Raw genomic sequence first — 20,063 nt, 5'->3', positions numbered from 1 at the left:
ATAAGAAATAGGATCGTCTACTTAGCTTTGCGAGAAGAGAGTGGTTTTCTAAATAAACTGGTCATACTCAAACCGGTGATTAATAAACCAATCAGTCCTAACCCATTTAAGACTGGGTAAATAGTCTCTAAGTGCAGAATCTTCATGGTATGAATTTGTAGCATAAATCGAGCCATTTTTTCTAGTTCAAACCATTCATCAAAAATGGTATAACCGATTCCAGTGATAATAGTTAAAAGTATGGGTAAGCTAAGAATAATCGCAAGGGTGCGATGATATTTGCGAAAAAGACGATTCATCAGATTAATTATTCAACTCATGACAGCATGGAAGAGAGGCTTTTCAGGAACTGATCTTGCCCTCTAGGTGTTATATGTCATAGCTTACAATTAGATCGGGGTAGAAATGGGGGTAGGTCAAGCAATTATTTTTCATCAAGTGGCAAGCGAACCCGAAAACAAGTCCCCACCGATAATTGACTGCTGACTGAGATTTCCCCCTGATAAAGTTGAACCAAACCTTGAGCAATGGCCAGTCCCATTCCCATCCCTCCGTCCCGTCGCACCCTTGCTGTGTCTGCTCTCCAGAGACGATCAAAAATCAAGGGAAGATGGTCTGGAGCGATGCCGATGCCGGTATCTTCTATGATAATCATGGCACTGTCGCGATCGCTTTTAAGCGTCAGGGTCACTTTACCCCCTTCAGGAGTATATTGCAGAGCATTGTCTAGTAAATTTCTCAACAGACGACTGATTTGCGCCCCATCTCCTTTGATGTTCACCTCACCTTTTAAGTTACCCAGGAGCGTAATGCCTTTTTCTTGCGCTTGAGATTGAAAAAGCTCCAGCAAATCCTCTAAAATTTCCGTTAATGAAAGCGGTATCCATTGTTGTCTAGCGGTGAGATCGATGGTATCCATTCGGGCTAAAAACAGTAAATCTTCTACTAATCGAATCATCTGGTCAGTAGTTGTGGCGATCGCCCCGATTTTTTTGAGATCCTGGGGATGAATTCTTTCGGGATAATACTGCATAACCTGAACCGATGTTTTCATGGCTGCTAAGGGACTACGTAGCTCATGGGCTGCATCGGCGGTAAACTGTTTAAGTTGCTGAAAACTTTGCTCAATGGGTCGTAGAGATTGCTTGGTTAACCACATTCCCCCTAAACCGGTTAATCCTAACACACCAATACTACCGATGCCCAACCCCCAACGCAAACGATTGAGAATAGCGTCTACTTCTTGAGTTGCTTGACTGGCGCGAATATAACCTTCTAAGTGTTTTTTTCCGGTACTATGACTATAAGCCGGTAAGGTAACCGCTCTCACTCGTCCTTGTTGCCAAGACTGCCATCCTGGTTGTGGGGGTAAGTTTGGTAATAGTGTCCCAGAATTACCCACTAATTGTTTTTGGGCATCAAACCATTCGACCCCTTGATCCGGTTGACGTAATTGTTGCCAGGGAATATCTAAGTCCCCGTCATCGTCTAGATAACACCTAGTTTGAGAAAGGGGTGAGGTTCCCATTAATCCCTTTTCTTGACGTTTGACATAATGGGCTTTTATGGCTAAAAGATTATGAGAAGCCGCTTGGGCTAACACTTCTAAGCGTTGATCCAGTTGCTGGTAAAGGCTGTGACGAGTATATTTATAAACAGCGAGGGCTGAAACCCCCAAAATAGCCATCATGACTGTTAAATAGGATAAAAACAGTCGCCATTGTAGGTTTTTTGACCGTGGATGATTAAATTGCTTTGAGTCGATACCCCATACCATAAACTGTCTCCACTAAATCGGCTGGCGCACCAACCGCTTTTAACTTTCTTCGTAAGGCTTTGAGATGAACTTTCACCGTTTCCTCTGAAGGGGTGTCCTCCAGGGACCACAGACGATCAATCATTGTGCCACGACTAATTAATTGTCCTTGTTGTCGTAATAATAATTCTAATAAACCATATTCTTTGGGAGTTAAATGTAATAATTGTCCTTGATAAGTGACTTGGCAATGACTAGGATCGAGGGCTAACTCTCCCCAAGTTAAGACAGGAAGTAAGCTAGTAGTTCCCCGTCTCAATAAAGCGCGAATTCTTGCTAATAACTCTGGTAAATCAAAGGGTTTGACCACATAATCATCGGCTCCTACATCTAAACCCATAACGCGATCGCTACTGAGATCCCTCGCTGTTAACATTAAAACTGGGGTCTTATTCCCTGTTTGTCGCAATCGTTGGCATAAACTTATCCCATCTAATCGAGGGAGCATAATATCAAGAATAATTAAATCATAGCCATTGGCTTCGATAAAATCCCAACCGGTTTCTCCATCTTGGACAGCATCGACAGTATAGTATTGTTTATCGGTCAAAATTTCTACCAGTGCTTCTGTTAGTTGCTCATCATCTTCAACCAGTAAAATTTTCATAAGACCTCTTGCCATATTTATTCAAAGAAGTTAAGGTTTCGCTCATAGTTTTCTTGATTTTTGCTGGCCATCAGTCAATACTACGCAGGTTTTGCTCAAAACCCTGGTTGAAACTGCAAGGGAGACGAGCGACCCCGGTCGGGTTCCCCGACAAGCGTGAACGCGCGAGGAGAAGGGAGCTTTCTTGCGGGGGAGAAAACCGAAAATCCATCTCCGAAGCTCCTTACTCCCTGCTCCTCTGCTTACTTTAAAGAAAAGTCAAAATCCAAAACCTACGCAGTATTGGGCCATCAGTAACAAGGCGATCAAACTCAGAGCAAAAAGACTTCCGCTCTCGATGCGATCGCTTGATAAGTTTTCTTATATAGGTACAAGATGTGAATAGTGCTATGGTATCGTTTTTTTGTCACTTCAGTGACACAACTCTGACACTTAGATTGTTTAGGTTGATCATAGAAAAAGTTTTAGGGAAGAAAAAATATGAAATGGATTATTTGGATCATTGAAACCTACACAATCGACATTGCAATTTTATCATTTGCCCTAATTTTAATGGAGGAGTTGATTCGTCTATCAAATAGCTAAAACTCTGGAGCATTGATATTTATAGTGGCTTAGAATAATCAATATTTTTGTAAAGATGTAAATGTTAAAATATAACCAGCGATAAGAGTTAATTTTAAAACTTTACTCCAATTGCTAATGTCTTTATCAAAAATTATTTTAAATTGTTCTTTAATCCCATCTATTATCATAGTTTTCTTGTAAGTTTTTATTTCATTATACCCATAATACTCGAATCATCAATAATAAAGGATAGTATATTAACTATACTATCCATACATAATTTCTATTTTAAACTAATACTTATTCCACTGTAACACTCTTGGCTAAATTTCGAGGTTGATCCACATCTAACCCCCGTCTGGCTGCAATATGATACGCTAATAATTGTAAGGGAATGACTGCAATTATTGGAGATAAAATTTCATCCACATGGGGAACAAATAATAAGTCATCGAAGGTTGATCTCGCTTCATTATCATCAACAGAAGTTACCCCTATTAACCGTGCATCTCTTGCTTTTGCTTCTTGAGCATTGGATAATACTTTATCATGAACTTCCCCCGGCATTGCAATAGCAACCACAGGAACTTTAGCATCTAATAAAGCAATGGGTCCGTGTTTCATTTCCCCTGCAGGATAACCTTCAGCATGAATATAACTGATTTCTTTTAATTTTAAAGCCCCTTCTAAAGCAATGGGAAAATTAACCCCTCTTCCTAAGAAAATAAAGTCTTGCGTATCGATAAATTCATGGGCTAATTCTTCAATTTGTTTTTCTTGTTGACTTAAAATGAGTTCGATTTGATTGGGTAATTCTCTTAACCCTTTAATCAAACTTTCAAACTTCTCTAAACTTAACCGTTTACGACGATAAGCTAACTCTAACGCCAAGAAATAAAAGCCCATTAATTGTGCCGTAAAACTCTTAGTCGCCGCCACACCAATTTCTATCCCTGCTTGAGTATTAATGATACGATCTACCATGTGAGCAAGGGTACTTTCGGGACGGTTAGTAATCCCTAAAATTCGCGCATCATAAGGAAATTCTAAGCCCATTCTGCGTTGTTTTTCCATCTCTAATGCTGCCAAAGTATCGGCGGTTTCCCCTGACTGTGTGACTCCAACGGTTAAGGTATTAGCTAACATCGGCGCAGGAGAATAACGAAACTCTGAGGCGTATTGCACCATGGTGGGAATACCGGTTAATTGTTCGAGTAAATATTTACCCACCACACTAGCATTCCAACTGGTCCCACAAGCGACAATTTGAATATAATCGACATTGTCACATAATTCTGAGGCTAACCCTAAAGCAATGGGGCTTTTTTCCTCCCCATTTTCAACATTCCAGCTAGGCTCTAAATAGGTTTCTAAACAACTTCTTACCACTGAAGGTTGCTCATAAATTTCTTTGAGCATGAAGTGACGAAACCCTTGTTTTTCAACGGTGGCAATATTCCAGTCAAGGGTTCTCGGAAGCTTTCTGAGGCGTTTTAGGTCAAAATCGTAAACTTCTACACCGAGGGCGGTTAAACGGGCAATTTCGCCGTTTTCCAGGGATAAAACGGCATGGGTATGAGGCACAACTGCCGTGACATCGGAAGCACAGAAAAATTCCCCTTGTCCAAAACCGATAATTAAAGGGGCCTGATGCCGTGCGACAATGATTTCATCCGGGTAGTCTGCACAAATAACTGCGATCGCAAAAGACCCATTGAGACGATGAACGGCTTTTTGTATTGCTTGTAATAACCCATCATAATCAACGGTTTCGGGGAGATATTGAGCAATTAAATGGGGAATGACTTCCGTGTCGGTTTCTGAGAGAAATTCACACCCTTTTTCAATTAATTCTTCTCTTAATTCTTGATAATTTTCAATAATACCATTTTGCACCACTGCCACCCGTTGACGACTATCTCTGTGAGGGTGGGCGTTATGTTCTTCTGGTTTGCCGTGGGTGGCCCAGCGAGTGTGGCCGATACCCATCTGTGAAGGGTTAACCTCCCGTTCTAGTTTTTCTCGGAGGTTATAAAGTTTGCCTTTTGCCCTTGTACAGTGTATGTTACCTTCTAAAACTGTAGCAATACCGGCTGAATCATAGCCTCTGTATTCTAATCGTTCTAAACCGTCGATTAAGACTTCGGTTGCTGTTTTTGTGCCAATATAGCCTACAATTCCACACATAAGTTTATATATAGTTAAATGATTAATTGATTAATTGTCGATGATCCTGTCCAAAATGACCAGGGGTTTTGGACGCTTACTATAAGGTCATAGGCTTTACAGACGTTTTTGATGTCTTTTCTGTTTCAATTGATTCACAAATTAATGTAACAATTGCTTGCTTTTGCTTGACTTGACATGATATTTTATCCACAATGGAAAAGGTGTGCGCTTGTAACCTCTATTTTTGTCCAAGGCAAGAAAAGAAAGAAAACAGTCCCCAAAACCGAAAAATTCTCAACTGTAATCTTTTTTTAATGACTGAGAAGGTTGGTCTTTGTGTGGCGATCTCGAATAGATCCGCGAAGCGGTGCGCTAATTTAATTTTCCAATACATATATTAACTATTTTTTGTCAAGAGCAGATTTACATTGCTTTACTTATTATTAGTACAAATGTTCAAAATATTTAGGGTGAAGGGAAGAATTAAGGTATTTTTGAGTGGCTTATTTAATTTTACCAACGAGAAATAGGGAAAAATTACAGCTATTAGAAATATTCCAGAGAGTAGAGAGTCGGGTGGGCAAAACAAAGAATCATATTATCTAACGATAGTATTGAAAACATTTGCCCACCGAATAATCATTATCAAGTATGGGCTACAATTTAGATAAATAGAGTAACCCATTTTATACAAAAATTACATGACTTCTTGCTCAGAAATCAACACCGGTGAATAAGAATAATTTCCTTCCCAGTCTTCGCAAGAAATGGCTTCTTCTGTGAACGCTTTATAAGGATGTATTGTACACTTTAAACAAGTTTCACCCGTATAAAAAGAACAGCGATGACAACGAATTTGATGAAGTTTTTTTAAGTACAAAAAACCATCTTGAATAGCAAAGAAAATTGCACAAAAAAAACACAGTAATACTAACCAAATAACGAAAGGACAAAACCAACCGAGTTGGGACATAATAACTTGTTGCAAAACCATAAACAATCTCTAAACCTTACCTATTGCCTGTTCCCTGTTCCCTGTTCCCTGTTTTAAACTTTGCCAAAAATCAGTAATTTTCTCACCAACTAATTCAGAATTAAGACAATGGAAAAAATACCTTCCTTCGGAACATTGCCATAAAATATCCCCTGATTTTAACCAAGGTTTCCAAGCATTGAGTTGATAATCTGAAATTACTAAATCATCTCGACTACCGGCAACAAATAAGGGAACTGATATCAACTGTGGTGTCACACTTACTTGTTTAACTAAACTATTCGGAGAAGGAGACGTTAATAAATCTTGCTCTAAAATATAGGTTAATAACTGACTCTTAAATGGACATTGACGACCAAATAAACTGTTAACCATTTGAGTTAAAATAGTCTGGCGGTCGCAAGGTAATGTCTTGAACATGGCATAATAGTGACTTTGCCAATTTACAGATAAATTAGCCCCCACTGATAACAATGTCAAGGACTTCACTCGTTCCGGATAATGTTGTGCATACATCATCCCTAACCACCCACTGGTACCATGACCAATAAGATGCACCGGTTGCTCTAATTGTTTAAGATAGTCGTGTAATAAGATAAACGGGACATCCAGGCCAATAGGTTCGTCAGGGGTTTGCTGATATTCCCATAAAGCAACCTTATGATGTTGAGACAGTTGACTAATTAAAGGACGGTTAAACCGTTGCAAGGCAGGACTAACACTTAACCATAAAGCGGTGGGAAGAGAAGACATAAGAAACTCCAATTTTCAAAGATTTGAGGCACAATTAAGATAGAGTGGAAATAGGAAAGTTAAGCGGATGTCCATTAGTGCCTCTCACAACGCCAAAGACACCCCTTAACTCCTTTTTTATTGCGTGTATTTACACTTGTTCAAAGTTATTCAGCGTCGTTTCAACTCGTTTAAAGTCAAACCCTAAAGCGCGTATTGCGTGCCAAAGATGACCTTGTAAGAAGAAAAAGGCTAAGAAAAAGTGAGCATTGGCCAACCAACAACGAGAGGTGTGCTTACCCAAGTCTAAAATGGCTGTATCAGCAAAATAAGGGGTAATGCCTAACTTTACTTCTAAAGGAGGACCGTAAAATTCGGGGGGATAGGCTAAAGTATTTACAGCACAGAAATAAGCAGCCACAAACCCGGCTAAGGCAATACCTCCTAAAGAATAAGATAAGATGGCTTCTCCTGAGAAAATAAGACGTTTTTTTGCCCATTCCATCGGTGGGACAATAATGTGCCAAATACCACCGGCAAGAAGAAGAAAACCCACGTAAATATGACCACCCACTAAGTCTTCTAGGTTATTGACACTGGCAAAATGGGTCTGATAACCATAGATAACTAAAGGGTCTAAGGTGGGTTGAGTCACTAAACGAACTGTCTCGGTGGTGGAGTCGTATAACCCACCCCAATACATGGCTTTTCCCACTAAGAGTAAGGCACCGATACCCAAAAACAAGAGGTGATGGCCTAAGATAATACCCAATTTTTTCGGGTCGTCCCACTCAAAATGAAAGCGACGCGCACCTCCTTCTGCGTTGTTTAGGTCATTGGGGGCCTGTAAAAGATGAAACAAGGCACCAGCACCTAATACGGCTGATGAGATCAAGTGTAGCACTCCAATGACAAAAAAGGAATAAGTGTCAATAACTTCTCCCCCTTGTCCGACTCCAAAGCCTAACGTTGCTAAGTGAGGTAACAAAATTAATCCCTGTTCTCCCATGGGTAAATCAGGGGAATAGGTAGAAAGTTCAAACAAAGTGAATGCACCTGCCCAAAACATAATTAAAGCAGCTTGTGCAACGTGAGCAACGATAAATAAGCCTGATTTATCCGCAAATCGGGCGTTTCCTGCCCACCAGTTATAGTTCACTGTTGTCTTGTCGTAAGTTTGCATGATGGTTTTCATTGAAATAACACAATTCAAGCTTATTGCTAACTTATATCAATAAGCTTAATCCTAATGTAGAAACTTTTGCAATAGGAAACCATTAAGACTTGCTTAACTGTGGCGATCGCTGATTTTATCTGAAACTTTCCTGAATTCAAATGAACTGCTTTTTGTCAACAGCAGGTTTACATTCGTTTACTTGTGCTTGATTTAGAAATTGTGTTAAAAGAGACTTATCTTATTTCCTGATCATGCAGACAAGTTTGCCCACCCTACAAAACGACAAAACTCAATCTTAAATTCATTACATTTTGTTATTATAAAGTGATTAAATATTTCATGTAATCCTATGATTGCCTTACCTGAATCATCTTTTGTCACTCCTGAAGATTATCTCAAATGGGAAGAAAAACAGGAAATTAAACATGAATATAGAGACGGAGAAATTTATGCAATGGCCGGTGCATCGGATGCTCATGTTACTATTTCTCTTAATATAGCTTCTTTATTACGAAATCATGTAAGAGGATCAAACTGTCGGGTTTATATGAGTGATATGAAAGTAAGACTCGAAACCGCTAACCGTTTTTATTATCCTGATGTTTTAGTCACTTGTGATGCAAAAGATCAAGAAAATAATAATTATAAATGTTATCCTAAAGTCATTATAGAAGTATTATCCGACTCAACAGAAGCATTTGATAGAGGAGATAAATTTATTGATTATCAAAGCTTAAATAGTTTAGAAGAATATGTTTTAATTAACACTAAACATCAAAGAATAGAATCTTTTAGAAAAAATGCACAGGGTTTATGGGTGTTAGAAGTGTATCATGCTGACTGTGATGGATTTAGCATAAAAAGCATTAATTTTCAAGGTTTTTTAACAGAAATTTATGAAGATGTTAGTTTCAATCAATAGGTTATGATTAATGCGATCGCTGTTCTCCTGAGGTACGTTTAAATGCGATCGCACTTATGTTGTTGAGAAAAGCATTACCAGAAAATCACTGCACCTTTACCAGAAGCAGAAGCATAGTAGAGACGAATTCGTAAATAATAGGTTTTATCTTTGATTAACCTAACCGTCATTCTGGCATTTCGATCAAAACCGCTATCATCATCCCCATTGACATAAGTTGAGGTCCCATTAACATCTTCAAACAACACGATAACGCTATCTAAATGACCAATGGTTTCAATGGTATAGTCTCGGGTTTGTTGAGGTTTAATGGTGAAATCTAATTGTTCGCCTGGATCAACATCAACGATCGCTGAAAGATAGGGTTTAAGTTCAATCGGCCTAGGAGTGTCATCGGGATAAAAGCGTTTAGCTTCTTGTCTATCCGTTGGGGATAAACCCGGTTCAGGAATGAGGGGTTGAGTTTGATATTGAGAGGGGGAGATAATTAACCCGGCTGGGAAGTTATAGTGCATAATCGAATCTTTGTCCCACGTGGAACCTTCGACCAAACTGGGTGAAATTTTGCGAATAATATTATGGTAAGTGGTATCTCTGTCCCAACGGTTAGGGGGTTCAGCAAAGGTACGATAAACCGTTTCTTCATCCCAAACGATACCGGCTAAGGGGTTTTGGTGTTCATGGGGAAAACCCAAAGCGTGGCCTATTTCGTGTAACGCCGTATCTCGTCCGTAAGGAGTGGTTAAGTCCCAACCAAAATTCATGGTCCGTTCTTGAGGGTTAGGAGCATAATCAATGGCATCTCGTCCCACATAAGACCAGGACCCCCCATTTTCAAAACCAATACGAATTTCAGCGTCACTCGGATCATTAACTTCTTGAAATTCTAGACCAATGGGGAGACCTTTCCATTGAGCAAACGCATCTCTCACTGCTTGTTTTTGGGTTGCGTCTCCTCGCCAACCTAGAGGCGTATCGAGGAAATGATAATGTAAGACCGTATGATTCACCCATTTTTTCTCACTGTAACGCACCAAGAAGGCACGATTGGGATCAATATTTTCTTGCAAAGGACGTTCAGGGACAGGGGGTAAATGACAGAATGCAGGTTGTTCGAGACGTTCATCTGCTTTACCATGGCCCGCCAACCAGTCTCCTAATGCTTCGGATGAAAACAAAGTAGCGATCGCTTCTCGACGGGGTTCAATCCTGTTATAAATGGCTTGTACCTGTTGTTTAAAGCTGTCCCACTCTCCTAAAAGTCGTCTCGGACAATTTTTTCCGGTCCAATGTTGATGGGTAACCAGATGATCAATGGAGATATTCAGGTCATACATTAAAATTGCGGTTAAGGTAGCCGCCCGTTCATTGGCCTTGTTTTGATCAATGCCTTGGTGCATACAAATTTCAATGCCAATACTTTGATTATTCCCGTCTCGACTGCCTGCGTGCCAGCCTTTTTCGTTGACTGGAAGATGTTTGATACAGCGTTGATCATCCACGGTATAATGCCAGGAAACTTGACGGTTTTGGGCATCAGTTCCTTTAATATAGGTAGCGTGGGCCCTAGCGTCAGCCCCTGGATTTTCATTATCGGTGTTATGAATGGTGATGAAACGAGGGGTAATGATTGTCCCAGGACGGTTAGAGTTGGATTCAGGTATCCAATCAATTTCTAAGTTTAATCGTTCTCCGAGGTCTTGTCTGCTAGTCATGAGGATTAACTCCTAGTGTTGCGATGATACGGAACAAGCAGTTTAGGGAACCAACAAAGAAAGCATCTAACAACCAATACGAAAATGAACTTTTTGAGCTTTCTCTTCACATTATCTCGTTACGCTTTAATGGACTGTGAAGAAATTGATTTGATTTTAATTAAAATTAATTAAAATTTACGATTGTATAAAAACTGAGCCATGATAATTCTCATGTAAAATAGACAAGGAATTCTATCTTGTCTCTTCTAAAGACTAACCCTTACATTTATGCCTAATTCTATTATTAATCTCCACAAGACAAATCATCAACAAATTTTAAACATAACCCCCCCAACACAGGATTATCCCTACAAGGAACCCTACAAATACCTGGAGATAAATCAATATCCCATCGTGCTTTGATGTTAGGGGCGATCGCAGAAGGAGAAACCATTATTGAAGGCTTATTATTAGGAGAAGACCCCCGGAGTACCGCCGAGTGTTTTCGGGCCATGGGGGCGCAAATATCCCCCTTAAACAGCGAAAAAGTAACCGTACAAGGAATTGGATTAGGCAAGTTAGAAGAACCCCTAGACGTGCTAAATGCAGGGAACTCAGGCACCACCATGCGCTTGATGTTAGGGTTATTAGCGTCTCACCCCGATCGCTTATTTTGTGTCACCGGAGATGCTTCTTTGCGATCGCGTCCTATGTCCCGTGTCATCAAACCTTTACAAGAAATGTCAGCGCAAATATGGGGACGCAAAGATAACACTTTAGCCCCTTAGCCATTCACGGAAAAAGCCTCAAACCCATCCATTACCATTCCCCCATTGCCTCAGCGCAAGTCAAATCTTGTATTCTCTTAGCCGGGTTGATGACAGACGGGAAAACCACCGTTACCGAACCTGCTTTATCCCGTGATCACAGCGAACGGATGTTACAAGCGTTCGGCGCAACTTTAGACATTGATTCGACAACCCATAGTGTTACCATAAACGGTCATCCTAAACTAACCGGTCAAAGGGTTATTGTTCCAGGGGATATTAGTTCGGCAGCCTTTTGGTTAGTGGCAGCCTCTATTGTTCCGGGGTCAGAATTATTAATTGAAAATGTCGGCATTAATCCCACGCGAACCGGTATTTTAGAAGCCTTAGAAATGATGGATGCAAACATAACCCTAGAAAATGAACGTACTGTTACCGGGGAACCCGTGGCTGATTTACGGGTTAAAGCTTGTCAATTAAAAGGCTGTACCATTGCAGGGGATATTCTTCCCAGACTCATCGATGAAGTGCCTATCTTAGCGGTTGCTGCCATTTTTGCCACAGGGAAAACCATTATTAAAGATGCAGCGGAATTAAGAGTAAAAGAAAGCGATCGCTTGGCGGTTATGGCCTCAGAATTAACTAAAATGGGGGCTAATATTACTGAGTTACCGGATGGCTTAGAAATCACAGGAGGCACTCCTTTAAAGGCTGCTGAAGTGGATAGTTACACTGATCATCGTATTGCCATGAGTTTAGCGATCGCCGCTTTAAATGCTAAAGGAAAAACGATGATTAATCGTGCTGAAGCGGCCGCTATTTCTTATCCTGAATTTGTGGGAACGTTACAACAAGTTTGTGGAGATAATTAAATTCAGTTACCAGTTACCAGTGATCAGTTAATAGTTAAATTGATAGGTCACTATTCACTATTAACTGAAACTTATTAATTTTTATGTTAGGTCAATCATCTTCAGCTAAATTAAGAAGACTGATAGAACAGTATGAGAACAAATTGCAAGCATTAGAAAATAGAATTTCTTTCAGTTCAGATACTATACTCAGTCTTCTACTATTACGAGATGAAATTCAGAAAACCGTACAAAACACAGAGGTTTTATCCTCGGTAATTGTACAAAAAATTAGCAATTGTGATCAAAAATTACAGCAATATCAAGATTATATTGTTACTCTCGATGACTATCATCAATGGATTCGAGCAATACAACCTCAAAATGATGCTTGGTGGTGGCAATGGCAAGTACCCAACAAGACAACTAGATGGCAAACATTCATAGATTGGTCAATCAATATCTTAATTGTAGTTTTTTCTGGATTTTCTATTAGTTTAATCATTGATATTGTTCCCCGTATTTTAAGCGGTGGGATTGATCAATTTAGTGCTTTAACTATACTTATTCCTAGTTTTGTTGCTTTATTAACAACAGGAAAATTAACTCCTGTCGGAGAAAATCTACTTAATTCTTTTTTTAGTAATTCTCAACGTAAAAAAATCTTTATTTTTATCTTATCCTTATTCTTAGTAATTAGTTTAATTATCATCCATGAAAATTATCATCAACTTTCTAGTTATTTTAATGAACAAGGAAAAAACTATTATCAGAAAAATCAACTAGCTCAAGCATTATCTAATTATAATCGTGCGATCGCTTTTAATCCTGATAATGGTGAAGCACATTATCATTTAGGTATATTATATGAAGATTTACAAGAATTCGATCAAGCAAAAACAGAATATAAAATTGCTGGTAAACAAGGTAATCTCCTAATTCGTTTACAAGCTTATAATAATTTAGGTCGTCTTTATTTGCTCAACAAGAAATATCAAGATTCTATTTTTCCTTTATTAGAAGCTTATAATGAATTTGATGAAAATAAGATTAATAATAATATAGATTTTCCGAAAGTCTATTACATGACTCATACTAATCTCGGTTGGACAAACTTAGGATTAAACAATTATAGTCAAGCAAAAGTATTATTAACTGAAGCAATTAGGATATATCAAAAACATTTAGATAACTTGGATCAATACAAACGAAAAGGTAAAGCATATTGTCTATTAGCACAAGTGTCTGAAGCACAAAATAAAAAGACAGAAGCTTTACAATATTGGACTAATTGTATTACTTATGGAAATCGTCGTTATCCAGAAGAATATATCTGGGTTAATATGGCTAAAGAAAAAATACAATAATCGTAGGATGGGTTAGGTGGCAATAACTTAAAGGATTAACACTTAATTTAATATCCACCGTAACCCATCAATCTTAATATATCTGTGGTAAGCTAAAGGATTAAAAGTTTTAGAGTTAATTATGATGAAAATCTATCAAATACTTATTAATTTATTGATAATTTCTAGTATTATTAGTATCTCAAATGTTGCTCAAGCTGCACGTATTTTAGAATTGACAGGAGAAGTCACTATTAAACGTAAAAATACTCAAAACTTTCTCCCTGCTGATAAAGGAATGATTATCAAATATGGTGATCTAATTAAGCTATCTGAAACAGCAGAAGTAAAAGTTATATGTGCGGATGCGGATAAAACAATAAAATCTCTCTCACCTGGAGATATTGCCGGACTAGCGAACTTTTGTCCAGGAAATCGTAATACTAATCCGAGAATTGGCAGTATTTTTCCAGAATTATTAGATGGGAGTTATCAATATCAAACCGAAATAATAAGTGATAAACCTATATTAATCTGGCCATCAATCAAAGATGCTGATTCTTATCAAGTTAAAATTACAGTAGGAGAAGAAGTTATCTGGGAAAAATTAGTTAATGATACTAACATTATTTATGATGGTTCGGCTTTTCTTCCTAAAGTTCCTTATGTTTTATCTGTGACAGCAGGTAATGATAATTCTCCTTTCTATCAACTTCGATTAAATAGGGTGCTTTCTGTTATTCAAGACACCATACAAAAAGAAATTGATGAAATTAAACAAGAAGATGTTAACGAAGAAGCCAAAGCATTGATGTTAGTTGATGTTTATGTTAATCAAAATCGAAAGTTATTTTTAGACGCAGCTGATACCTTAGAAACTATTGTCAAAACTGAATCTAAAACCCCCATTATTCATAGACTTCTGGGTGATATGTATCTTTATTTAGGGAAAACAGAAGCAGCTAAAACACAATACTTACAATCCTTAGAGTTAGCCAAATTCGGGAAAAACATAGAAGAAATGGCAGCCTCACAAACAGGTTTAGCTTCTGTTGCGGTTATTAATCAACAGTTGGAAACAGCAAAAAACCTATTATCACAAGCACAAGAAAATTATAAACAATCAGGTCGAGTATCGGACGCAGAATTAGTACAAGGATATTTATCTCTCATGGATAATTAATAATTTATAGTTATTTTATTTTGCTTTCCCGTTAAATATTTCAATCAATTGAGGTTAGTTACATTTCGTAATGTGTGAGAATTTTTCTCAACTATTAACGAGTTTATGCGCTTTTATGGTATTATGTCAGAGATAAAAATCTGTAGCCAGTGTGTGCAAAATTGAAATAAGGGTTTGTAAGGCTTATTTTGCGTAACAAAGAGTGAGCGATCGCTGCTTATTTTCCCTAAAAATCCCTTTCAGGTTAACTTTTTTGAGCAACTGTACTAAGTCAAAAATAAAGTTTCGTAAAGTGGTATTGACAAAAATAAGAATATTTGCATTGGTTGCCTGTAGGGGGTTAACAGTGTTAAACTCAGCACCACGCTAAAATTTCTTGGATGGGGGAAATTTAGCGTTTAGAAAATAATAACAAAGCTTTGATTAAACTATATTAGGAGTTGATAGAGTTACTTTTCTTTTAAAACTGAGTGATTATAATATTCCTCTGATTGATTTAACAGAAGAAGAGTTATTATCTGATTTAGAAAATGCCTAAAGAATAGAGGAAGAAAACATTGCCAAAGAAAATTAGGGAGTTAAAGCAAATACTCAGAAAAGCAGGGTTTACTGAAAAACCGGCTAAGGGAAGTCATACAAAATGGTCACACCCTTTATTATCTGGTAAACTAACTTTATCAGGTAAAGATGGGGATGATGCAAAATCTTACCAAGAAAAAGATGTGGATAATGCTTTGAAACAAGTAGCTAAAAATCAGGAGGATTAACACTCATGAAAATTAATTATACAATTATTATTCAATGGTCAGAAGAAGATAATTGTTATGTGGTAAGTTTACCCGAATGGGGAGAATTTTGTCACACTCATGGAGAGACTTATGAGGAAGCATTAAAAAATGCACAAGAAGTTTTAGAATTATTAATTGATTCAGCGTTAGAAGATAATGAACCTTTACCAAAACCCAACTTTTTTGATCAATCAATTCAACTCGTATAACTAACATTACAAGAACTGGAGAAACAGCTATGCAAATTAAAGATATGACTGATCAGCAATTACAAGCGTTAATTCGAGATACGGTAAATGAAACATTAGATAACTATTTTGGTGATCCAGATGAGGGAAAGGAAGTTAAACAAGCTTTCATGGAAACTTTATTAGAAATACAAGGAAAACGTAAGCAAGGAAGACAGACAATTTCAGCAGAAGAAGTTTATAGAAAATATGAAATAGGGAATAATGGGTTATTGTGTTAATTTTGTCATCGATTCTTAGTTAAAGGTTAATCAAAATGGTAGAAGTTACATTTAATTTATCAGAAGAAGTTTTATCTGCACGTCGTAAGTCACCAGAGGAATTTTGTGCAGAAATGCGTTTAGCTGCTGCAATTTTTTGGTATCAACGAGGAGAACTTTCTCAAGAAAAAGCAGCACAAGTCGCAGGGTTAAATCGTCGAGATTTTTTAGAAGTATTAGCACAGCACAAAATAGATGTTTTTCAGGTTGACTTTAATGATTTAGAACAGGAATTAGAACTTCCTTGATTTATATATTATTAATGCTTTTAATCTTATTTTTGTTATCATGTAAGTATTGCTTTGACTGGAGAAATAGCCATGCAAATTAAAAATATGACTAAGGAAGAGTTACAAGAATTAATTCGAGATACAGTAAATGAAACCTTAGATAACTATTTTGGTGATCCAGATGAGGGAAAAGAAGTTAAACAAGCTTTCATGGAAACTTTACTAGAAATACAAGGAAAACGTAAGCAAGGAAGACAGACAATTTCAGCAGAAGAAGTATATAAAAAATATGGAATAGGAAATGATGAGTTATCATCTTAGTTTTGAACCAGAGTCTATTAATGATTTAGATAATTTAACTCAGACGGTACGAGTAAGAATTCTAAAAAAAATAAATTGGTTAAAGACTAATTTTGAGCAAGTTTCCCATATTCCCTTAACAGCTAACTGGTCAGGATTTTATAAACTGCGAGTAGGAGACTATCGAGTGATCTATGAATTTGACCTAGAATTAAAAGAGATTATTATCGTTAGGATAGGTCATCGTCGTGAAATTTATTAACTATTTTCTCTAACGTGCATTATTTAAACATTATTATTGCTTTTTACCTGAATACTTAGCTATCATTAACCTAATTATCGAAAAAACGCTGCTGTTGTTCTCTACATAACTTAATACTTCGACCTAGCTCAGTACAAGTAACTGGTCACTGAAAGCGTACTAACTCCGAACTCTGAACTCCGAACTCCGAACTCCCAATGACCCCCAAACCCCTGATCTCCCTCACGGTGATGCTATTAGCAGCAACATCACCCCTAACCTCCCTAGAATGGCAAAACTCCTGGGGAAATTTACCCTTATTAGCACAGACAACAGAAGATAAAAAAGCAGAAGCAGATAGATTATTTAATCAAGGAATGCAACAATATGACCGTGGTCAATATCGGGAAGCATTACAGTTTTATGAACAAGCATTAAAGATTTATCAGGAGATCGATGACAAACAAGGAGAGGCTGGTTCTTATGGCAATTTAGGTCTTGTTTACAGGAGACTAGGAAAGTATGAAATAGCTATCTCCTTTCATAAGCAGTCCTTAGCTATTTATACAGAAATAGCTGATCTTGCTGAGGGGGACATTCGCAGAGCAGTGCGTAACGAGCAAGCTAAATGTTATAACAATTTGGGTCTTGTTTACAGAAGACTAGGAGAGTATGAAACAGCTATTTTGTACTATGAGAAATCCTTAGCTATTGAGAAAGAAATCGGTGATAGACAAGGGGAAGCTAACTCTTATCGTAATTTGGGGATTTTATATTCTTCTTTGGGAAACTATGAAACAGCTATCTCATTTCATCAAAAGTCCTTAACAATCATCAGTCAAATCAGTATTACTGATAACACTCAGGATATACGTCAAAGTGAAGCTAACTCTTATATGGATTTGGGTATTGAACACAAAAACCTAGGAGATTATCTAAAAGCTATCTCTTACTATCAACAGTCCTTGGCTATTCAAACAGAAATCGGTGATCACTATGGCCAGGCTGCTTCTTATGGCAATTTGGGCAATGTTTATGACTTTCTAGGAAACTATACAAAAGCTCTTTTTTATCATAATCAATCTTTGACTATCTTTTCTAGAATTGATGCTTACGAAGGTATTGCCAATTCCTCTGGTAATTTGGGAAATACGTACTACCACCTTGGAGACTATAAAACAGCTATCTCTTTTTACGAAAAACAATTAACTACTTTGACTAAAATTAAAAATCGACGCAGTAAAGCTAATTCTTATGGAAGTTTGGGAAATGCTTACTACCGTTTAGGAGAGTACAGACCAGCCATCGACTACTATGAACGGTCTTTAGCTATTCAAACGCAGTTCAATGATAGTCATGGTAAAGGTCGTTCCTACGCTAATTTAGGTAATGTTTATATGTCCTTAAAAAAATATAAAGAATCAAGATTTTTTTATAACCTATCGTTAGTTACTTTTATAAAAGTAAAGGAAGAACTTTAAGTAACATGGGTTTTTTACTGGAAAAACAAAACCAACCCGAAACAGCGATTATCTTCTTTAAACAATCCGTTAATATTCGAGAAGGAATTAGAAGAGATATTCAGGGACTTTCTACCGAATTACAACAATCCTATACTGAAACTATTGCTAATACTTATCGTCGTCTTGCTGACTTATTATTGTCCCAAGATCGCATTTTAGAAGCGCAACAAGTCTTAGAATTATTGAAAATACAAGAGGTTCAAGAATTTACTCGTAACCGTAGTATTCGGGGAGAGATAAAAGACGTTACTTTTTTACCCCAAGAACAAAAAATCATTGAACAATACGGTAATTTAATCGCTTTCGCTAACGAAATTAAAGACTGTGAAGATAATCAATGTCCCCAACTCAAACAATTAAGAGATCAACGCAATCAACTCAAACGAGAATATAATCAATCAGTCAGAGAACTTGCGACATTAATTCGCACTCGTCGCGGTGATGATGACGCTTTCTTTGAACCCACAGAATTAAGTCAAACCTCAGAAAAAATTATTAGCGCAAGTGATCAACATAACACCCAACCAGGAACAATGGTTATTTATCCTTTAGTATTAGATGATAAATTAAGATTACTGTTTGCAACTAAAGGAAAAGTTGTGGGTTCGAGGGAAATTAAACAAGTGAGTCGTCAACAGTTAAATGACACCGTTGTTAAACTCCGTTTAGCATTAGAAAACCCCAACTCTGATCTTACAGAATTACAAAATACCTCTAAACAATTATATGATTGGTTAATTAAACCCATCGAAAAAGAATTAACCGAAGGGAAAATTAATCATTTAGTCTTTTCACTGGATCGTGCAACCCGATATATTCCCATGCAAGTATTATATGATGGAGAAAATTATCTCATTGAAAACTATACCGTTACCAACGTTATTAATACCCAATTAACCGACACACAAGATCGTCTTCCTGATACTATTGAAGGAAATAGAATCTTAGCAGTGGGAGGATCAAATATTCCTGGACAAACAAAACTTGATCATGTAGAAACCGAAATAGACTTTATTGTTCAAGAAGAAAACAACCCCAACGATACACAAGGAATTTACCCAGGAATTTCTTTTTTAAATGAAGACTTTCACTTTAATAATTTACAAAATAATTTAGAAGAACGAAAACTATTACATATTGCCACCCACGGGAAATTTACCACAGGAAATCAATATGATTCTTATTTAGTATTAGGAAATGGAGAAAAATTAACCATTCCTGATATTGAAATATTAGGGGACTATTTAGATGACGTTCATTTAGTGGTTTTATCCGCTTGCGAAACCGCTTTAGGAGATAGTTTAATTGTTGATCCTAACCGAGAGGAAGGGATAGAAATTAACGCCATTAGCTACTATTTTTTAACTGGTGGTGCTAAAACGATTATGGCATCTTTATGGCAAGTTGATGATAACGGAACTAGCGAATTAATGCAGCAATTTTATGCTAAATTATCCCAATCAAATCAAAGTTTAACCAAAGCAGAAGCGTTACAAAAAGTACAATTAATTTTTATCAATAAAACCTTGACAAAAAAAGAAAACTATGATCATTCTCATCCTCATTATTGGTCGCCATTTATATTAATGGGAAACGGAATTTAATCTAATTAATAATTAATAATTGATAATTAATAATTGAAAAT

19 protein-coding genes and 2 pseudogenes are annotated in these 20,063 nt (G+C 37.1%); 13 read left to right on the top strand and 8 right to left on the bottom strand.

The window, feature by feature from the left end:
* Positions 1-17 precede the first annotated feature (17 nt).
* The 7 genes from C4E06_RS23260 to C4E06_RS23230 form a co-directional block, all read right to left on the bottom strand.
* Positions 18-299: a peptidase gene (locus tag C4E06_RS23260; protein ID WP_107670749.1), complete on the bottom strand. Its 282-nt coding sequence runs from the start codon at positions 297-299 to the stop codon at positions 18-20.
* A 125-nt stretch (positions 300-424) separates the two neighbouring features.
* Complete coding sequence (locus C4E06_RS23255; RefSeq protein ID WP_157951218.1) at positions 425-1,777, bottom strand: cell wall metabolism sensor histidine kinase WalK; 1,353 nt, start codon at positions 1,775-1,777, stop codon at positions 425-427.
* Positions 1,746-2,423, bottom strand: a complete 678-nt coding sequence (locus C4E06_RS23250; protein WP_107670783.1) for a response regulator transcription factor — start codon at positions 2,421-2,423, stop codon at positions 1,746-1,748. Before C4E06_RS23250 ends, C4E06_RS23255 begins: the two co-directional genes overlap by 32 nt.
* Positions 2,424-3,290: 867 nt before the next feature.
* Positions 3,291-5,177 carry a glutamine--fructose-6-phosphate transaminase (isomerizing) gene (gene glmS, locus C4E06_RS23245; protein ID WP_107670748.1) on the bottom strand — a complete coding sequence of 629 codons (1,887 nt, stop codon included), beginning with the start codon at positions 5,175-5,177 and terminating at the stop codon, positions 3,291-3,293.
* 679 nt (positions 5,178-5,856) lie between these two features.
* Entirely contained in the window at positions 5,857-6,153 is a 297-nt protein-coding gene (locus C4E06_RS23240; protein ID WP_107670747.1) for a hypothetical protein, read from the bottom strand.
* Between the two features lie 9 nt (positions 6,154-6,162).
* Positions 6,163-6,906, bottom strand: coding sequence for an alpha/beta fold hydrolase (locus tag C4E06_RS23235; RefSeq protein WP_107670746.1), 744 nt, complete (start codon positions 6,904-6,906; stop codon positions 6,163-6,165).
* Between the two features lie 130 nt (positions 6,907-7,036).
* Positions 7,037-8,068, bottom strand: coding sequence for a chlorophyll a/b binding light-harvesting protein (locus C4E06_RS23230; RefSeq protein ID WP_107670782.1), 1,032 nt, complete (start codon positions 8,066-8,068; stop codon positions 7,037-7,039).
* Positions 8,069-8,411: 343 nt separating this feature from the next.
* On the opposite strand from C4E06_RS23230, the gene C4E06_RS23225 reads away from it, so the two are divergent.
* Positions 8,412-8,984 carry a Uma2 family endonuclease gene (locus tag C4E06_RS23225; RefSeq protein ID WP_107670745.1) on the top strand — a complete coding sequence of 191 codons (573 nt, stop codon included), beginning with the start codon at positions 8,412-8,414 and terminating at the stop codon, positions 8,982-8,984.
* Positions 8,985-9,058: 74 nt separating this feature from the next.
* Here the strand turns inward: C4E06_RS23225 and C4E06_RS23220 are convergent, their stop codons facing one another.
* Positions 9,059-10,699: an N-acetylmuramoyl-L-alanine amidase gene (locus C4E06_RS23220; RefSeq protein ID WP_107670744.1), complete on the bottom strand. Its 1,641-nt coding sequence runs from the start codon at positions 10,697-10,699 to the stop codon at positions 9,059-9,061.
* Between the two features lie 270 nt (positions 10,700-10,969).
* On the opposite strand from C4E06_RS23220, the pseudogene aroA reads away from it, so the two are divergent.
* From aroA to C4E06_RS23160, 12 genes and pseudogenes are all read left to right on the top strand, one after another.
* Positions 10,970-12,320: pseudogene (aroA, locus tag C4E06_RS23215) on the top strand (3-phosphoshikimate 1-carboxyvinyltransferase).
* 83 nt (positions 12,321-12,403) lie between these two features.
* The gene (locus tag C4E06_RS23210) at positions 12,404-13,666 is read left to right on the top strand and encodes a tetratricopeptide repeat protein (RefSeq protein WP_107670743.1); all 1,263 of its coding nucleotides are present in this window, start codon (positions 12,404-12,406) and stop codon (positions 13,664-13,666) included.
* Between the two features lie 121 nt (positions 13,667-13,787).
* Positions 13,788-14,828, top strand: coding sequence for a tetratricopeptide repeat protein (locus tag C4E06_RS23205; RefSeq protein WP_157951216.1), 1,041 nt, complete (start codon positions 13,788-13,790; stop codon positions 14,826-14,828).
* A gap of 430 nt (positions 14,829-15,258) precedes the next feature.
* Positions 15,259-15,366 (top strand): annotated as a pseudogene (locus C4E06_RS23200) (UPF0175 family protein); the annotation flags it as partial.
* A gap of 19 nt (positions 15,367-15,385) precedes the next feature.
* Positions 15,386-15,595 carry a type II toxin-antitoxin system HicA family toxin gene (locus C4E06_RS23195; protein ID WP_107670741.1) on the top strand — a complete coding sequence of 70 codons (210 nt, stop codon included), beginning with the start codon at positions 15,386-15,388 and terminating at the stop codon, positions 15,593-15,595.
* A gap of 5 nt (positions 15,596-15,600) precedes the next feature.
* Positions 15,601-15,825: a type II toxin-antitoxin system HicB family antitoxin gene (locus C4E06_RS23190; RefSeq protein ID WP_107670740.1), complete on the top strand. Its 225-nt coding sequence runs from the start codon at positions 15,601-15,603 to the stop codon at positions 15,823-15,825.
* A 29-nt stretch (positions 15,826-15,854) separates the two neighbouring features.
* Positions 15,855-16,085 carry a hypothetical protein gene (locus tag C4E06_RS23185; protein ID WP_107670739.1) on the top strand — a complete coding sequence of 77 codons (231 nt, stop codon included), beginning with the start codon at positions 15,855-15,857 and terminating at the stop codon, positions 16,083-16,085.
* 35 nt (positions 16,086-16,120) lie between these two features.
* The gene (locus C4E06_RS23180) at positions 16,121-16,372 is read left to right on the top strand and encodes a UPF0175 family protein (protein WP_107670738.1); all 252 of its coding nucleotides are present in this window, start codon (positions 16,121-16,123) and stop codon (positions 16,370-16,372) included.
* Between the two features lie 87 nt (positions 16,373-16,459).
* Positions 16,460-16,675: a hypothetical protein gene (locus C4E06_RS23175; protein WP_198648978.1), complete on the top strand. Its 216-nt coding sequence runs from the start codon at positions 16,460-16,462 to the stop codon at positions 16,673-16,675.
* Positions 16,659-16,916: a type II toxin-antitoxin system RelE/ParE family toxin gene (locus C4E06_RS23170; protein WP_107670736.1), complete on the top strand. Its 258-nt coding sequence runs from the start codon at positions 16,659-16,661 to the stop codon at positions 16,914-16,916. The genes C4E06_RS23175 and C4E06_RS23170 overlap by 17 nt, the downstream gene beginning before the upstream one ends.
* Before the next feature lie 197 nt (positions 16,917-17,113).
* On the top strand, positions 17,114-18,376 hold the full coding sequence (locus C4E06_RS23165) for a tetratricopeptide repeat protein (protein ID WP_107670735.1): 1,263 nt from the start codon (positions 17,114-17,116) through the stop codon (positions 18,374-18,376).
* Between the two features lie 5 nt (positions 18,377-18,381).
* The gene (locus C4E06_RS23160; protein ID WP_107670734.1) at positions 18,382-20,022 is read left to right on the top strand and encodes a CHAT domain-containing protein; all 1,641 of its coding nucleotides are present in this window, start codon (positions 18,382-18,384) and stop codon (positions 20,020-20,022) included.
* Positions 20,023-20,063 lie beyond the last annotated feature (41 nt).

Origin of the sequence: Cyanothece sp. BG0011, from assembly GCF_003013815.1 — a bacterium.
Classification (GTDB): domain Bacteria; phylum Cyanobacteriota; class Cyanobacteriia; order Cyanobacteriales; family Microcystaceae; genus Crocosphaera.
The sequence above is the reverse complement of the archived record's forward strand: the minus strand, read 5'-3'. Positions and strand labels throughout refer to the sequence as shown.

Excerpts from the sequence above, each read along its gene's own strand:
- C4E06_RS23175 (WP_198648978.1), top strand. The coding sequence starts at position 16,460 with ATGACTAAGGAAGAGTTACAAGAATTAATTCGAGATACAGTAAATGAA.
- C4E06_RS23205 (WP_157951216.1), top strand. The coding sequence starts at position 13,788 with ATGATGAAAATCTATCAAATACTTATTAATTTATTGATAATTTCTAGT.
- C4E06_RS23225 (WP_107670745.1), top strand. The coding sequence starts at position 8,412 with ATGATTGCCTTACCTGAATCATCTTTTGTCACTCCTGAAGATTATCTC.
- C4E06_RS23230 (WP_107670782.1), bottom strand. The coding sequence starts at position 8,068 with ATGCAAACTTACGACAAGACAACAGTGAACTATAACTGGTGGGCAGGA.
- C4E06_RS23220 (WP_107670744.1), bottom strand. The coding sequence starts at position 10,699 with ATGACTAGCAGACAAGACCTCGGAGAACGATTAAACTTAGAAATTGAT.
- C4E06_RS23160 (WP_107670734.1), top strand. The coding sequence starts at position 18,382 with ATGGGTTTTTTACTGGAAAAACAAAACCAACCCGAAACAGCGATTATC.
- C4E06_RS23210 (WP_107670743.1), top strand. The coding sequence starts at position 12,404 with ATGTTAGGTCAATCATCTTCAGCTAAATTAAGAAGACTGATAGAACAG.
- C4E06_RS23240 (WP_107670747.1), bottom strand. The coding sequence starts at position 6,153 with ATGGTTTTGCAACAAGTTATTATGTCCCAACTCGGTTGGTTTTGTCCT.
- C4E06_RS23190 (WP_107670740.1), top strand. The coding sequence starts at position 15,601 with ATGAAAATTAATTATACAATTATTATTCAATGGTCAGAAGAAGATAAT.
- C4E06_RS23235 (WP_107670746.1), bottom strand. The coding sequence starts at position 6,906 with ATGTCTTCTCTTCCCACCGCTTTATGGTTAAGTGTTAGTCCTGCCTTG.
- glmS (WP_107670748.1), bottom strand. The coding sequence starts at position 5,177 with ATGTGTGGAATTGTAGGCTATATTGGCACAAAAACAGCAACCGAAGTC.
- C4E06_RS23260 (WP_107670749.1), bottom strand. The coding sequence starts at position 299 with ATGAATCGTCTTTTTCGCAAATATCATCGCACCCTTGCGATTATTCTT.
- C4E06_RS23185 (WP_107670739.1), top strand. The coding sequence starts at position 15,855 with ATGCAAATTAAAGATATGACTGATCAGCAATTACAAGCGTTAATTCGA.
- C4E06_RS23165 (WP_107670735.1), top strand. The coding sequence starts at position 17,114 with ATGACCCCCAAACCCCTGATCTCCCTCACGGTGATGCTATTAGCAGCA.
- C4E06_RS23255 (WP_157951218.1), bottom strand. The coding sequence starts at position 1,777 with ATGGTATGGGGTATCGACTCAAAGCAATTTAATCATCCACGGTCAAAA.
- C4E06_RS23180 (WP_107670738.1), top strand. The coding sequence starts at position 16,121 with ATGGTAGAAGTTACATTTAATTTATCAGAAGAAGTTTTATCTGCACGT.
- C4E06_RS23170 (WP_107670736.1), top strand. The coding sequence starts at position 16,659 with ATGAGTTATCATCTTAGTTTTGAACCAGAGTCTATTAATGATTTAGAT.
- C4E06_RS23250 (WP_107670783.1), bottom strand. The coding sequence starts at position 2,423 with ATGAAAATTTTACTGGTTGAAGATGATGAGCAACTAACAGAAGCACTG.